This window comes from Bradyrhizobium sp. BWA-3-5, from assembly GCF_032917985.1.
Taxonomy (GTDB): domain Bacteria; phylum Pseudomonadota; class Alphaproteobacteria; order Rhizobiales; family Xanthobacteraceae; genus Bradyrhizobium.
In genome coordinates this window covers 3,983,107-3,998,558 of sequence record NZ_CP136626.1, presented here as the reverse complement: position 1 = coordinate 3,998,558, position 15,452 = coordinate 3,983,107, and the positions used below count along the sequence as shown (strand labels likewise).

Annotated in this window: 12 protein-coding genes and 1 pseudogene; 5 read left to right on the top strand and 8 right to left on the bottom strand. The window is 63.1% G+C overall.

Features of this window, described 5'->3' with window-relative positions; translation table 11 throughout:
* The first annotated feature begins 284 nt into the window (after positions 1-284).
* The 3 genes from RX331_RS19295 (at position 285) to RX331_RS19285 (ending at position 4,966) form a co-directional block, all read left to right on the top strand.
* Positions 285-1,304 (top strand): TRAP transporter substrate-binding protein, encoded by a 1,020-nt coding sequence (locus RX331_RS19295; protein WP_317251511.1) that lies wholly within the window; start codon positions 285-287, stop codon positions 1,302-1,304.
* Positions 1,305-1,392: 88 nt separating this feature from the next.
* Positions 1,393-3,288 carry a TRAP transporter large permease subunit gene (locus RX331_RS19290; protein WP_317251510.1) on the top strand — a complete coding sequence of 632 codons (1,896 nt, stop codon included), beginning with the start codon at positions 1,393-1,395 and terminating at the stop codon, positions 3,286-3,288.
* Positions 3,289-3,316: 28 nt separating this feature from the next.
* Positions 3,317-4,966, top strand: a complete 1,650-nt coding sequence (locus RX331_RS19285; RefSeq protein ID WP_317251509.1) for an acyl-CoA synthetase — start codon at positions 3,317-3,319, stop codon at positions 4,964-4,966.
* Between the two features lie 162 nt (positions 4,967-5,128).
* On the opposite strand, the gene RX331_RS19280 is transcribed toward RX331_RS19285, so the two are convergent.
* From RX331_RS19280 to metG, 4 genes are all read right to left on the bottom strand, one after another.
* Complete coding sequence (locus tag RX331_RS19280; protein WP_317251508.1) at positions 5,129-5,761, bottom strand: antibiotic biosynthesis monooxygenase family protein; 633 nt, start codon at positions 5,759-5,761, stop codon at positions 5,129-5,131.
* 197 nt (positions 5,762-5,958) lie between these two features.
* On the bottom strand, positions 5,959-6,756 hold the full coding sequence (locus tag RX331_RS19275) for an MBL fold metallo-hydrolase (RefSeq protein WP_317251507.1): 798 nt from the start codon (positions 6,754-6,756) through the stop codon (positions 5,959-5,961).
* Positions 6,753-7,544 carry a TatD family hydrolase gene (locus RX331_RS19270; RefSeq protein WP_317258182.1) on the bottom strand — a complete coding sequence of 264 codons (792 nt, stop codon included), beginning with the start codon at positions 7,542-7,544 and terminating at the stop codon, positions 6,753-6,755. The genes RX331_RS19275 and RX331_RS19270 overlap by 4 nt, the downstream gene beginning before the upstream one ends.
* Before the next feature lie 14 nt (positions 7,545-7,558).
* Positions 7,559-9,196, bottom strand: coding sequence for a methionine--tRNA ligase (metG, locus tag RX331_RS19265; RefSeq protein WP_410707867.1), 1,638 nt, complete (start codon positions 9,194-9,196; stop codon positions 7,559-7,561).
* A 10-nt stretch (positions 9,197-9,206) separates the two neighbouring features.
* Between metG and RX331_RS19260 the strand changes: the two genes are divergently transcribed.
* Entirely contained in the window at positions 9,207-9,506 is a 300-nt protein-coding gene (locus RX331_RS19260; RefSeq protein WP_317258372.1) for a hypothetical protein, read from the top strand.
* Positions 9,507-9,510: 4 nt separating this feature from the next.
* Here RX331_RS19260 and RX331_RS19255 read toward each other — a convergent pair whose 3' ends face one another.
* The 3 genes from RX331_RS19255 to RX331_RS19245 are packed head-to-tail and all read right to left on the bottom strand — an operon-like array spanning position 9,511 to position 12,496.
* On the bottom strand, positions 9,511-10,551 hold the full coding sequence (locus RX331_RS19255; RefSeq protein ID WP_317251506.1) for a DNA polymerase III subunit delta': 1,041 nt from the start codon (positions 10,549-10,551) through the stop codon (positions 9,511-9,513).
* On the bottom strand, positions 10,548-11,231 hold the full coding sequence (tmk, locus tag RX331_RS19250; RefSeq protein ID WP_317251505.1) for a dTMP kinase: 684 nt from the start codon (positions 11,229-11,231) through the stop codon (positions 10,548-10,550). Before tmk ends, RX331_RS19255 begins: the two co-directional genes overlap by 4 nt.
* A 2-nt stretch (positions 11,232-11,233) precedes the next feature.
* Positions 11,234-12,496 (bottom strand): D-alanyl-D-alanine carboxypeptidase family protein, encoded by a 1,263-nt coding sequence (locus RX331_RS19245; protein WP_317251504.1) that lies wholly within the window; start codon positions 12,494-12,496, stop codon positions 11,234-11,236.
* A gap of 164 nt (positions 12,497-12,660) precedes the next feature.
* Between RX331_RS19245 and RX331_RS19240 the strand changes: the two are divergent.
* A pseudogene (locus RX331_RS19240) lies at positions 12,661-13,600 on the top strand (alpha/beta fold hydrolase).
* On the opposite strand, the gene RX331_RS19235 reads toward RX331_RS19240, so the two are convergent.
* Complete coding sequence (locus RX331_RS19235) at positions 13,597-14,520, bottom strand: septal ring lytic transglycosylase RlpA family protein (RefSeq protein ID WP_317251503.1); 924 nt, start codon at positions 14,518-14,520, stop codon at positions 13,597-13,599. The pseudogene RX331_RS19240 and the gene RX331_RS19235 overlap by 4 nt on opposite strands.
* Between the last annotated feature and the right edge of the window lie 932 nt (positions 14,521-15,452).

The window sequence follows — 15,452 nt, the reverse complement described above, 5'->3', positions numbered from 1 at the left end:
CCGTCGGCAGCCTCGGCGAGCTGGCGCGCGATTGGGAAATATTCGTTATTCGCATAAGGTATATTATGGAATATTTATATGTACAATTAAATCAGATATTTAGCTGGATCTTCTTGCGCACCAAGGCAGCTTTGCAGCTCTCCAGGCGGTCATGCGAGGCCCAGCAATCCTGATCCGCCAAAGCCTGTGTTGCCGTCGCCTGCGGACGCTGCAATAAGCGCGACATCGCTGACGACTCGCATTGGGTCGTCTCAAGAACAAGAACCCTCAAGGGAGGATCTGGAATGAGTTTTTCACGACGCACGCTTCTCAAGGCTTCCGCTGCGTCAGCGGTTTTGGGCGGCATTGGCGCGCCATTGGTGGCGCGGGCCCAGACTGCCGAATTTACCTACAAGTACGCCAATAACCTGCCTGACGGCCACCCGATGAACGCCCGCGCCAAGGAAATGGCTGCGGCCATCAAGGCCGAGACCAACGGTCGGTTCGACCTGCAGATATTTCCGAACAACCAGCTTGGTTCCGATACGGACATGCTGAGCCAGATCAGGTCCGGCGGCGTCGAGTTTTTCACGCTCTCAGGCCTCATCCTGGCGACGCTGGTGCCGGCGGCGTCCATCAGCGGCATCGGCTTTGCGTTCCCGGACTACGACACGGTCTGGAAGGCCATGGACGGGGGTCTGGGTGCCCATATCCGGGGCGAAATCACCAAGGCAAATCTCGTGGTTATGGAGAAGATCTGGGACAATGGTTTCAGACAGACCACGTCGTCGACCAAGCCGATCAACGGCCCCGAGGACCTCAAGGGCTTCAAGATCCGCGTGCCGGTCTCGCCGCTCTGGACCTCGATGTTCAAGGCGTTCGATGCAGCCCCCGCCTCGATCAATTTCAGCGAAGTCTATTCCGCGCTGCAGACCAAGATCGTCGAAGGACAGGAAAATCCGCTCGCGATCATCTCGACCGCCAAACTGTACGAAGTGCAGAAGTTCTGCTCGCTGACCAACCACATGTGGGACGGATTCTGGTTCCTGGCGAACCGCCGCGCCTGGGAAAAACTGCCTGAGGACGTCAGGACTATCGTCGCCAAGAATATCAACGCGGCGGCGATCAAGGAGCGCGAAGACGTCGCCAAGCTGAACGCCGGGCTGCAGCAGGAGCTCGCCGGCAAGGGCCTGACCTTCAACCAACCCAACGTCACGCCATTCCGCGACAAGCTGCGTTCCGCCGGCTTCTACGCCGAATGGAAAGGTAAATACGGCGACCAGGCCTGGGAGCTGCTCGAAAAGTCCGTCGGCAAGCTGTCGTAATTGCATAGCGTTTTCAAACGCGAAGCGGATTCGGTTCGCGTGAAGACAACGCATCAAACGCGTCAAAGGAAGAGTGCGGGCAGCCATCATGGCTCATGCCGAACTGAGTGAGGGACTTGGCGGCGGGGTGGGGTCCCCTCGCCGCCGCCATCTGTTGGCATCGATCGAACAGGCGCTCGGTATGCTGGTCGAGATACCGGCCGCGCTGCTCGTCGTCGCCGAGATCGTCATTCTGTTTGCCGGCGTCGTGGCGCGCTACGCGCTACATCAGCCGCTGATCTGGTCGGACGAACTCGCGTCGATCCTGTTCCTGTGGCTCGCCATGCTGGGCGCCGCGGTCGCATTCCGCCGCGCCGAGCACATGCGGATGACGGCCATCGTCGCCAATGCCAGGCCTGCGATGCGCGCTTATCTCGATCTGGTGGCCACGGCAGCCGCGCTGGCGTTCCTGATCCTGATCGCGTGGCCGGCTTACGAATACGCCTACGAGGAAAGCTACATCACGACGCCGGCGCTGCAGATCTCGAATATCTGGCGCGCCGCCGCGCTGCCGCTCGGCATCGCCCTGATGGCGCTGTTTGCCTTCCTGCGGCTGGCCCGTTCAGTCAATGTCCGCACCATGGTCGGCGCAATTCTTTCGGTCGCGCTCATCATCGGATTATTCTGGCTGCTCAGGGGCACGCTGAAGCCGCTCGGCAACCTCAATCTGATTATCTTCTTTGTCGGCGTCGCCGGCTTCTGCGTGTTCGCCGGCGTGCCGATCGCGTTCGGCTTCGGGCTCGCGACCTACGGCTATCTGGCGTTGACGACGGGCACGCCGTTGATGGTGCTGGTCGGCCGCATGGACGAGGGAATGAGCCATCTCATCCTGCTGTCCGTGCCCCTCTTCGTCTTCCTCGGTCTGCTGATCGAGATGACCGGCATGGCGCGTGCTATGGTGGCGTTCCTGGCAAGCCTGTTGGGGCATGTGCGCGGAGGTTTGCATTACGTGCTGGTTGGCGCGATGTATCTGGTCTCGGGCATCTCAGGCTCCAAGGCTGCCGATATGGCCGCCGTCGCGCCGGTGCTGTTTCCGGAAATGAAGGCAAGGGGCGCCAAGCCGGGCGATCTGGTCGCCCTGCTCTCGGCTACCGGCGCGCAGACCGAAACCATTCCGCCGAGCCTGGTGCTCATCACGATCGGTTCGGTTACCGGCGTGTCGATTGCCGCGCTGTTCACCGGCGGCCTGTTGCCGGGCCTGGTGCTGGCGATCACACTGTCGGCCTTGGTATGGTGGCGCTACCGGAACGAGGACCTCAGGCACGTCACGCGGGCGAGCGCGACCGAGATCGCCTGGGCGTTTGCGATCGCCCTTCCCGCCATCGCGCTGCCGTTCGTGATCCGCTATGCGGTGGTCGAAGGCATCGCGACCGCGACCGAGGTCTCGACCATTGGTGTCGTCTACGCCTTCATCGTCGGCTACCTGATCTACGGCTTGTTGATCTACCGCAATTTCGACTGGCGGCGGATCATGCCAATGCTGGTCGAGACCGCGTGCCTGTCCGGCGCGATCCTGCTGATCATCGGCTGCGCCACCGGCATGGCCTGGGGCCTGACGCAATCAGGCTTTTCGCGGACGCTGGCGGCCGCCATGACGGGCTTGCCCGGTGGCTCGGCGACCTTTATCGCCGTTTCGATCGTGGCCTTCGTGATCCTCGGCAGCGTGCTCGAGGGCATACCGGCGATCGTGCTGTTCGGGCCGCTATTGTTTCCGATCGCCCGCGCGGTCGGCGTCCATGAGGTCCATTACGCGATGATCGTTATTCTCGCGATGGGTATCGGGCTATTCGCACCGCCCTTCGGAGTGGGCTATTATGCCGCCTGTGCCATCGGACGCGTCGACCCGGCCGAGGGCATCCGGCCGATTTGGGGCTACCTGCTGGCGCTGATGGTCGGCCTGATTATTGTGGCGATCTTCCCGTGGATTTCCATCGGGTTCTTGTAGAGTCGAAATTTTGAATGGGACACAGCCGATGAGCGCAGCCCAGAACCAGTATTCCATCGGATTGGACAAGACGCCGGCGAACTATGTGCCGCTAACGCCGCTGAGCTTTCTCGCCCGCAGCGCCGCCGTCTACCCCGATCACGTCAGCACCGTCTATGAAGGCCGCAGCTTTACTTGGGCGGAGACCTATGAACGCTGCCGGCGTTTTGCGTCATGGCTCGCAGGTCGCGGCATCGGGACCGGCGATACGGTCGCGGCCATGCTGCCCAATATTCCGGCCATGAACGAAGTGCACTTTGCCGTGCCGATGGCCGGCGCCGTCCTGAACGCGCTGAACATCCGGCTCGATGCACCGTCGATTGCCTTCCAACTCGATCATGGGGGCGCCAAGATCATCCTGGTCGATCCTGAATTTGCCGGCGTGATCGCCGAAGCGCTGACACTGATGAAGGGGCCCAAACCGCTCGTTGTCGACGTCGACGATGCGGCGTTTGCTGGCGGCAAGCGGATCGGCGAAATCGAATACGAGGCGGCGGTTGCCGCGGGCGATCCGGCCTTCGTCGCCCGGCTTCCCGGCGACGAATGGGACGCGATTGCGCTGAGCTACACTTCGGGCACCACGGGCAACCCGAAGGGCGTTGTCACCCATCACCGCGGCGCCTATCTCAATGCCGTCAGCAATATCCTGGCCGGCAATCTCGGCCAGCATCCGGTCTATCTTTGGACCCTGCCGATGTTCCACTGCAATGGCTGGTGCTTTCCGTGGACCGTCGCTGCATCGGCCGGCATCAATGTCTGCCTGCGCAAGGTCGATCCGGCCAAGATCTTTGAGCTGATCCCCAAGCACGGCGTCACCCATATGTGCGGCGCGCCGATCGTCTACAACACGCTGATCAACGCGCCCGGCGCTCCCAAGGGCGATAAGGCCCGCCGAGTGGTCGGATTGATCGCCGGCGCCGCGCCGCCGGTCGCCGTGCTCGAAGGCGCCGAAAGCATCGGCATCAAGCTGACGCATGTCTATGGGTTGACCGAAGTCTACGGCCCCGCCTCGGTCTGCGCCGAGCAGCCGGGCTGGGACGAACTGCCCGCCGATCAGCGCGCCCGGATGAAGCGACGGCAAGGCGTGCCCTACCCGCTGGAAGAAGCCGTCACCGTGCTCGACCCCGCGACCATGCAGGAGGTGCCGCGCGATGGCGAAACCATCGGCGAGGTGATGTTCCGCGGCAATATCGTGATGAAGGGCTATCTGAAGAACGAGAAGGCGACGCAGGAAGCCTTCGCCGGTGGCTGGTTTCACACCGGCGATCTCGGCGTGCTGGACGAGCACGGCTACGTCATCATCAAGGACCGCTCCAAGGACATCATCATCTCAGGCGGCGAGAACATCTCTTCCGTCGAGGTCGAGGACATCCTCTACAAGCATCCGGCTGTGCTGTTTGCCGCCGTGGTCGCAAAACCCGATTCCAAATGGGGCGAAGTGCCCTGCGCCTTCGTCGAATTGAAGGAAGGCGCCAAGGCGACGGAGGCCGAGATCATCGCCTTCTGCCGCAGCCACATGTCCGGCTTCAAGGCGCCGAAGGCCGTCGTGTTCGGCCCGATCCCGAAGACCTCCACCGGCAAGATCCAGAAATTCATGCTGCGCAACCAAGTGGAGTCGGCCAAGGCGATATCGGCTTAGTTCGCCTACCGTCGTCATTGCGAGGAGCGCTAGCGACGAAGCAATCCATCTCGTCTTGCGCCGGTCGCCCGATGGATTGCTTCGCGGAGCCTGTCATCGGGCGCGCATTCGCGCGACCTGTTGGCTCGCAATGACACCTGGCAGGCTTTGCCCCTGCGACAGCTAGGTCTGCTCGCTTCCGACCGGAGGATAATACTGCGGCGCTTCGGTTCGCTCGTGCATTCCGTAGTCGCGCATCACTTCGAAAACGCGAAAATACTGGACTGTCGGATCGGCAAACAGGCGTGGCCCGAATTCGACGCCGGCGCGATCGTCCGGCAGGTCGACCAGATGCGCAAAATGCTCCTCGCGATAGACGCTCGCGAAAGTATCGCGGCGCCATCTGGTCTCGACCGGTAGCGTGGCGTGCTTCGATTCAGCGATGAGAATGTAGGTCGGCTTGCGCCTTGCCGGATCGTTGTAGGGCGTGCGCCGCTCGGGACGCCAGACCGGTTGTCCCGGCTTTTGCTCGTGGATGACCTGGGCGACGCGGATGCGGTAGTCCGAAAAGACGCGCGCGCGGCCGATGGTCTGGACATCATGATGCCGTGCATGCGCCCGCCAGGCCGTCAGCGCTCCCTCGTCCTGCCAGATCTGGTGGGACAAAAGCACGTTCTCGCGCGAGAGACTTCTGAAGCGGTCGATGAACAGGCAGCCGCCCATCGCCTCGAGGTCTGGCTTCAGCGAGGCCGCAAGATCGAGATATTGATCGCGACGCCCGGGCTTTGTCTGGACTTCAAAGAACAGGCCAATCATCGACGTTCCTCCGCGGCCTGCGAGCGCCTATGCGATGCGCGACCGCCTCTGCTCTTCCCGTGGTTCTCACGCCCAGCTTGGCTCCCTCTTAGGCTGGTATGAGGTCCCGCGAAAGGCCCTGCCGCGGTGTCATTTAGTCTACAATGTGAGTTGGCGAGGATGACGCATCCAGCCGTGCGATTTCACTCGCTGCGGCTCTAGCTAAGCTCTAGCCGCATCCCGTCATAAGCGGGGATGACGCCTACCGGCAGGCTCTGCCGCAGCACCTCGTAATCGAGATCGGAATGCATGTTGGTGATGACGGCGCGCTTCGGCTTGAAGCGCTCGATCCATGACAGGGCATCATTGACGCTGAAATGGCTGGGATGGCCGGCATAACGCAGCCCGTCGACGATCCAGAGGTCGAGATTTTCTAGCGCCGGCCAGCTCTCCTCGGGGATATCGTGGAGATCGGGCGTATAGGCGGCGTTGCCCACGCGGAATCCCAGCGCCGGAATTTTGCCGTGGTGAACCAGGAAGGCGGACAGCTTAACCGGACCGCCCTTCCCTTCGGTGGTATGGCTCTCGCCGGCTTCGATGGAATGGCGCGTCAGGATCGGCGGATAGTCGCTGCCTTCCGGCGAGACGAAGCAATAGGAGAAGCGCGCCATGATGTCTTTGGCGGTCGATTGGTTGAAGTAGACGGGAATGCGCCGGCGCTGGTGCAGCACGACCGAGCGGAGGTCGTCGATGCCGTGGGTCTGGTCGGCATGCTCGTGCGTCAGGTACACCGCGTCGATATGGTCGACTTCTGCGTCGATCAACTGCTCGCGCAGGTCCGGCGAGGTGTCGATCACGATCCGCGTGGTGCCGTGCGCGCCCGTGCGCTCGACCAGCAGCGAGCAGCGGCGGCGGCGGTTTTTGGGATTGTTGGGATCGCAGGCGCCCCAGCCGAGCGCCGGGCGTGGCACGCCGGCGGAGGAGCCGCAGCCGAGGATCGTCAGCGTCACCGTCATGGGGCGGCCTTCGGCGCAGGGACTTTCGAGAACAGCCGGAAGAAGTTCTCGGTTGTCTGCCGCGATATCTCTTCCAATGACACACCGCGCGTTTCCGCCAGCACTTTTGCGACTTCGACCACGTAGGATGGCTCGTTGCGCTTGCCGCGAAACTTGCCGGGCGCCAGATACGGCGCATCGGTCTCGACCATGATGCGGTCGGCCGGCAGTTCGGCGGCGAGCGCGCGCAAGGCTTCCGACTTCTTGAATGTCAAAATGCCCGTAAACGAGATCGACAGGCCGAGATCGATCGCCTTCATCGCAAGGTCACGCCCGCCGGTGTAGCAATGCAGCACCGCCCGGAAAGGTCCTTTGGCAACTTCGTCCTCGAGAATGCTGCCGCAATCCTCGTCGGCTTCGCGGGTGTGGATCACCAGCGGCAGACCCGTTTCGCGCGCCGCCGCGACATGCGCGCGAAAGCCGCGCTCCTGCGCCTCGCGCGAGCCGTGCTGGTAGAAGTAGTCCAGCCCGGCCTCGCCGAGCGCGACGACCTTCGGATGCTTCGCGAGCTCGATCAGCTCGCCGGCCGAGATGCCGTCTTCCTCGTCGGCATGATGCGGATGGGTGCCGACCGAACAGTAGACATTGGGAAACCGCTCGGCGATCGCGAGCAGACCGTCGAGCCGCCTCACCCGGGTCGAGATGGTGACGATCCGGCCGATGCCGGCGGTCTCGGCGCGCGCGACCAGCGCGTCGAGATCCTCGGCAAAATCCGGAAAGTCGAGATGGCAATGGCTGTCGACGAGCATGGCTGGCAAACGGCTTAATCCGCCTTTGGTTCAACGTAGCGCGGAAATACGCCAACCGGCGCCGGCAGCGTCGTGCCGGCCTTGATCCGCCTGCCGATCGCCGCAAAGTCCCGTTCGTCCTGTGGAATGCCAAGGCTGTCGAGCAGCTTGGCTGACGCATCCGGCATCACCGGCTGGGTCAGGATCGCGACCTGGCGCACGACTTCGGCCGTGACATACAGCACGGTTTTCTGCCTTGCGGGATCGGTCTTGGCCAATGCCCACGGCGCCTCGCCGGCGAAATAGCGATTGGCTTCCGCGACGACGCCCCACACTGTGTTGAGCCATTGGTGGATCTGCTGAGTGGCCATCGCAGTCCGCGACGCCCCCAGCATGGCATCCGCCTCCGCCAGGATCTCCTTGTCATTGCCAGTGAACACGCCGGGCTCCGGCAGCACGCCACCGAGTTGCTTGGCGATCATCGACAGCGAACGCTGCGCCAGGTTGCCGAGATCGTTGGCGAGATCGGCATTGATCCGCGCGACGATGGCTTCGTGGTTGTAGTTGCCGTCCTGCCCGAACGGCACCTCGCGCAGGAAGAAATAGCGCATCTGGTCGACGCCATACTGATCGGCTAGGTTGAAGGGATCGACGACGTTGCCGACCGACTTCGACATCTTCTCGCCCCTGTTGAACAGGAAGCCGTGCGCATAGACCCGCTTCTGCACGGGGATGCCCGCCGACATCAGGAACGCCGGCCAGTACACGGCGTGGAAGCGGATGATGTCCTTGCCGATGATGTGCACATCGGCTGGCCAGTAGCGCCAGTTCGGATCGTTCTCGTCGGGGAAGCCGACGCCCGTGATGTAGTTGGTCAGCGCATCGACCCAGACATACATCACGTGCTCGGGATCGTTGGGCACCTTCACGCCCCAATCGAACGTCGTGCGCGAGATCGACAGGTCTTTCAATCCGCCTTTGACGAAGCTGATGACCTCGTTGCGCCGAGAATCGGGCCCGATGAAATCCGGCTGGCTCTCGTAAAGCTTGAGCAGGCGATCCTGATAGGCCGACAGCTTGAAGAAGTAGCTCTTCTCCTCGACCCACTCGACCGGCGTGCCTTGCGGACCGCGCCGCACATCGTCCTCGCCGAGGACCGTTTCTTCCTCGGCGTAATAGGCCTCGTCGCGCACCGAATACCAGCCGGAATAGGCATCGATATAGATGTCGCCGTTCTGCTGCATCCGATCCCAGACCGCCTGCACCGAGCGATGATGATCAGGCTCGGTGGTGCGGATGAAGCGATCGAACGATACGTTAAGGCGCTGGTCCATCTCCCTGAAGCGGCCCGCATTGCGCTCGGCGAGTTCAGCGACACCCAGTCCCTCGTTCTCGGCGGTCTGCACCATCTTCAGACCGTGCTCGTCGGTGCCGGTGAGAAAAAACACGTCTTTGCCGTTGAGCCGCTGAAACCGCGCCAGCGCATCCGTCGCGATCGCCTCATAGGCGTGGCCGATATGCGGGAGGCCGTTCGGATAGGCGATCGCGGTGGTGATGAAATAGGTGTTGCGCTCGGTCGCAACCGTCGGCGCAGCGGCGGGCGCCGCCTGCCCGTCGGGCTTCACTTCGGGCGCCAAAGCGCGCTTCTTCGCTTTCTTGGCAGGCTTTTCCACGGGGGCCTTATTGGATGCCTTGCTGACTGACGTCTTGGCCGCTTTCTTGGCGACTTTCTTCGCTGCCTTCTTCGGCGCTTTTTTTGCGACCTTGCGAGCAGCCTTATTCGACACCTTGCTGCCCTTCTTCGCGACGCGCTTGCTCTTGGTGGCCTTGACAGCCGGCTTTCTCGCCGCGGTCTTGTTGGCGGCGCGCGCAGGCGGCGACTTGCGAACCTTTTTCGCCTTGCGCTTTTTCGAAGCTTTTTTTCCAGCCTTCGCCACCACGAATTCCTTTATTTCAAAAACTGTCGGGATTGTTGTCGGATGATGCGTTACCGCGTTGCTTCCGCGAGCATTCCGAACACCGAGAAAACCAGCGGTTTTCGCTCCAGATTGTAGGATTCGGTGTCGCGCGCGGCGCGGACGATCTTTTCCCACACCTCCGCCAGCCGTGCAAGGCGGGGCAGATTCGCATTGGCGTCGCCATCGCGCAGCTTTTCGCCGATCCAGCGATCGATGCCGTCGATGAAGGCAGCCAGCGCGACCCGGTCGCTGGTGCCGAGTGCTTCGCCGAGCGCATGCAGCTCGCGCGGATCGACCTGCGGCAGCGTCGCCAGCAGCGCCGCAGTCCGTTGCTGCAGTTTCAGCGCGTCGCCGCCGAGCAGCGTCAGCGCGCGAGACACGCTTCCCTCGGAGGCATCGGCGGCCTCTGCGAGTGCGGCATGCCCGGACGCGATGTCGGCAGCCCGCGCCGCCGCGAGAATGACGTCGTCGGTCGCAAGCGGCCGCAGCAGCAGCTTGCGGCAGCGCGACAGGATGGTCGGCAGAGCCCGCGCCGGCGAATGGCTGACGAGCAGGAACAGCGATCGCTGCGGCGGCTCCTCGAGGATCTTGAGCAATGCATTGGCGGCGTTCGGATTGAGCTCGTCGACCGTGTCGACGATGCAGACGCGCCAGCCGTCCACCGCCGCGGTCGAGCCGAAGAACGAAATCGTCTCACGCGTCTCGTCGACGGTGATCACCGTCCGCATCACGCCACGATCGTTGAGGCCGCGCTCCAGGACCAATAGCCCGCCATGCGCACCCGCGGTGATCTGGCGCATGACCGGATCGTCGGGATCGGTCGCAAGCGTCTCGGCGCCCTGCACGACAGGCGCGTCAGGCCTGGGATTGGCGAGCACGAAACGCGCCATGCGATAGGCCAGCGTGGCTTTGCCGATGCCCTGCGGCCCGCCGATCAGCCAGGCATGCGGAATGCGCCCACTGCGATAGGCGCTCAGGAGTGCCGTCTCCGCCTCGCGATGGCCGAACAGATCGGTCGTTTCGCGGGGATGCCTGACCGCTATCTCCTGCTCGGTCTTGCTTGCGCTCATACGGTCCCCGCCCGGGTCGTCGCGAGCACGTGATCACGCAGCGCGGTCCAGACGCGCGCGGCGACCGTATCCGTATCGGCGTTGGCGTCGATCAGCACGCAACGCTGCGGATCTTCAGCAGCGATCTGCCGGTAGGCGTCGCGCAAATCCTGATGAAATTGCAGATCCTCCGCCTCGAAACGGTCAGGCGCGCTGCTGCCGCGGCGGGCCGCTGCGCGCTGCAGGCCGACTTCGACGGGGATGTCGAGAATGATGGTCAGATCCGGTTTGAGATCGCCGATGGTGACCCGCTGCATGGCGTTGAGCACGCCCGGCGAGACTTGCCCGAGACGGCCCTGATAGGCACGGGTCGAGTCGTAAAAGCGATCGCACAGCACCCACGTTCCCTGGTTGAGCGCCGGCTGGATCACCGTGCGAACGTGATCGTCGCGGGCGGCGGCAAACAGCAGGGTCTCGGCCTCCGGGCCAAGCAGCTTGCCCATTCCAGACAGCACGAGATGGCGCATGATTTCAGCGCCCGGCGAGCCGCCCGGCTCGCGGGTGACGATGGCGCGCAGCCTGGCCGCCGCAAGACGCTCGGCAAGCTTCTTGATCTGCGTGGACTTGCCGGAGCCCTCGCCGCCCTCAAAGGTAATGAACTTTCCGCGTCCGGAAGGCCGCTGCAGCGTTGCCTGGTTCATGCTCAGAGCTTCTCTGCGCTGGCCCGGAACATGCCGATGACGAGCTCGCTGGCCCCGTCGATCGCGCGGCGCATGGTAGAGCCGGTGCCGATCGATTCAGCTGCATAGACCGGCGTATCGCCGGCGATATGGGTACCGCGCCACACCCTGACGACGCCGACCGGCTGGCCGGCTTGCACCGGCGCCCGCACCGGGCCGTTATAGACGATCCGCGCGATCAGCTTCTCGCTGCCGTTCTTCGGCACCATCACCTTGACCGGCACGGGGCTCGCAAGTTTCACGGAGCGGCTTTCTCCTCCGAACACTTTTGCATAGCCGACCGGCTGGTCGGCCGCGAACAGCGTGCGCGTCTCGAAATTGCGAAACCCCCATTCCAGCATCTTCTTGGCCTCAGAAGCGCGATCGTCGGGATCCTCGAGCCCGTTGATCACGACGATCAGCCGCGTGTCGTTCTGCACCGCGGAGCCGACCATGCCGTAACCGCCCTCCTTGGTGTAGCCGGTCTTGAGCCCGTCGGCGCCGCTCAGCGTGTTCAGGAGCGGGTTGCGGTTCTGCTGCCGGATCTTGTTCCAGGTGAACTCCCGCTCCCCGAACAGTTTGTACATGTCGGGATAGGTCAGGATCAGGTGGCGGGCGAGCTTCCCCAGCTCCCGTACCGTCATCTTGTTGGCGGGGTCGGGCAAGCCGTTGGAGTTGCCGAAGGTCGACTTGGTCAGGCCGAGCTCGCGGGCGCGCTTGGTCATGAAATCGGCGGCAAAGATCCGCTCGTTGCCGGCCATGCCTTCGGCAAGCGCGATGCAGGAATCATTGCCGCTCTGGATGATCGCGCCCTTCAAGAGGTCGTCGACCGAGACCTTGCTGTTCAGGATGGCAAACATTGTGGAGCCGCCCGCCGGCGCGCCGCCCTTGCGCCAGGCGTTCTCGCTGATCCGGTACTCATCCGTCAGCTTGACCTTGCCTTCCTTGATGGCGTTGAAGACCACCTCGGCCGTCATCAGCTTCATCATGCTGGACGGCGCGCGTAGTTCGTCGGCGTTCTTCTCGAACAGCACGCTGCCACTGGTGGCTTCCATCAGGATCGCGGTCGGCGCGTCGCCGTCGAAGGCGGCGTCATCCTTCTTCGGTGCGCCCTGAACGCTGTTGTTGGCGGCATAGACGATCCCGCCCCACCCGACCGCAATTGCCATCGCGGCCGCCATCATGCCGCGCCATGGGACGAGGCCCGCGGCGCGGGATTTGCGGGGAACGGAAGTCTCTGCTGCCATCGGCAATGTCCTGAATCCGCGCGTTCTAACAGGTAGAAGTATCGCAAACAACACAGGTTTTGGATGCGCCGCCGTTCCGGCCGGATTGCGGCACCGATCCCGGGAACGTATCGTGGCGATGCTGTGACTTCCCGACAAGATACGAAAAACAGGGCGGAAACGCGATGTCATCCTCACGCACCATTTCGGCTAACGGGCTGGACTTCTTCGTTGTCGAGGAAGGCGCGGGACCGCTGGTGCTGCTCTGCCACGGCTGGCCTGAACTATCCTATTCCTGGCGGCACCAGATCCCGGCGATCGCGGCTGCCGGCTTCCACGTCGTGGCGCCTGACATGCGCGGCTTCGGACGGACCAACCGACATCGGCGCCTACACCCTCTTCCACAATGTCGGCGATATGGTCGCGCTGGTGGCGGCGCTTGGCGAGACGCAGGCGGTTATCGTCGGCCACGATTGGGGCGCGCCGGTCGCCTGGCACGCGGCGATGTTCCGCCCCGATGTCTTCACCAAGGTCGCCGGCCTGAGTGTGCCGCCGCCCTTCCGCGGCCGCGCCCTCCCGCTTGAAACCTTGCGGCAGAACGGGATCACCAATTTTTACTGGCAGTATTTTCAGACGCCGGGCGTGGCCGAGGCCGAGTTCGAGCGCGATGTCGCGGCCACGATGCGTATCGTGCTCGGCGGGCGCGGGCTCGCCGATCCGGCAGCCCATCAATTCGTTCACGAGGGCAAGGGATTTCTTGGCGGCGCCGCCCCGAATCGGCCGCTGCCAGCCTGGCTGACCGAGGCCGACATCGCCTATTTCGCGGCGATCTACCAAAAGTCCGGCTTTCGCGGCGGGCTCAACTGGTATCGCAACATCGACCGCAACTGGGAGCTGACCGCACCATGGCAGGGCGCACAAATCCACCAGCCTGCCCTGTTCATCGCGGGCTCGAAGGACGGCGTCATCACCGGGCTGATCGGCGCCAAGCAGGTCAAGGAGATGGGGCGGGTGCTGCCGAATCTGCGGCAGAAGCTGATCCTGGAGGGCGCCGGCCACTGGATCCAGCAGGAGCGGCCCGACGAGGTCAATGCCGCCCTGATCGCTTTCCTGAACGGAAGTTAGTACAGCCCGCGGCCGCTAAGGACTTCGCTCGGGCCCCGCGGATCGACCGGCCGATAAGTCTGGCCGGAGGCCGCGTAAGTAGCGTCATTCTCATAGGAAACGGCACGAAGGTTTTCCGTGGCTCGGCCGCGTGAGCGGCTGGAAGCCGACATTTCCGAGGTGGCGTTGATCGAGGCGTAGTCCGCCGACGTGTTGCCGAGGCTGTAGGGCCGGCCCTCCGGCAGCGGGACCTCCCCGCGGATGCGGGCCGCGGAGGACGGCATCTCGGGGACGAACGGACGGGCCGAAGCGACCCGGACCGTCGATGGCGATGGGGCCGGCTCGCCGGTCCGCAGCGTCGCCAGGAGCTGGCGGTCGTCGGAACCTTCCAAGGGGGCCCGGCCGACATATTCAACCCGAACCCTGGCGACGCCATTCGCTTTGAATTCAAGGAGTTCCGCCGCCTTGTTCGAGACGTCGATCAGGCGGTTGCCGTGGTAGGGGCCGCGGTCATTTACCCGCACGATCAGCGACTTGCCGTTCCGGACATTGGTGACGCGGGCGTAGCTCGGGATCGGCAGCGTCGGATGGGCCGCCGTCAGCGAGGCCATGTCGAAGACTTCGCCATTGGCGGTCAGCCGGCCATGGAAGTCGTCGCCATACCAGGAGGCCATGCCCTCGGCGCGGTAGTTGGGATCCTCTTCCGGCACGTAGACCCGGCCGGCAACAGTGTAGGGTTTGCCGACCCGGTAGGTTCCCCCACCCTTCGGCACGGGCTCGCCGAATTCCACCACGCGCGGGCTCGAGGACACGCCGTATTTGGGATCGATGCGCCTGGCGAACTTATCCGACGAGGCGCAGTTGGCGAGGACAAGGCACGTTACCACGGCAACAGTCGCACGGACTGCCCGAACGATCGTTTTTGGCCGTCGAATCCCCATCACCCCAATTACCACTTTCAGCGGCCTGCTGCCTACGTTGAAGCTCGCGGCCAAACCCCAAGATGCGGCCCACCCTCCGCATCACGTGATGAAGATATCGCAACCGGAACACGGCGGAAATGGGGTGCGGTGGGCGCGTATGAATGTCTGCACGTGCGTGGTGAATGAATGGTTGCCGCGCGCATCCGTTGATTTACGGGCATATGACTATCGATATCCGGCAGGATTCACTGTGTATTGTGTCGCTTTCAGACATTCTGTTGCAGCAAATCATCACTCACGACCGTTCTACGATTCCGTCCGTGAATCTTTTTGACTGTGCAAGGGTGGAGTCGTTCTGTGCGTGCAGGGGCGCATAAGGACGTGTGCGATGATCGAGACGGTTACAGCGGTGATGGGCCTGGTGAGCGCAGGCATTTTCTTGGCTCATGCATTTGAAGGCTATCGTTACAGGGCCTGAGTGTTGAACGTCTGGCGGTTCTGGGGACCGCCGGCCTTCGGACCCATGGTTCTTGTGACGGCTGTTGGTGATTTCGACCTGAAATTTATAAAGCTTTAATAAATTCGGACGAGCATCCGGTCGGTAGGTGTCTGATGCGCAACCTCGACATTGTCTCCAACGGATTCCTTGCCTTGACGACGGCCAGCTTCGTGCTCCTGTGCTCGAGCCTGCTGGCGGTGGCATTCGGCTGAATAGCGCCCGCTCCGATCGCGGCCCTGGCGCCGCGAAGATGCGGCCTGGGCCGGAATGACAAGCGCCCTCTGAATGGTCGCCCGCTTTCATTGCCATGGGCCTTGTTGGTCCGCGCCGTTTTGTTGTTTCGAGCGTTGAGCAACGAGGCCATCGATCATGTTCATGCCCTCGGCATTTCCCGACGAATCGTACTTTCTTCTCTTGTGTTTTCACCTCCGCATCGGCTAAGCGCTTGATC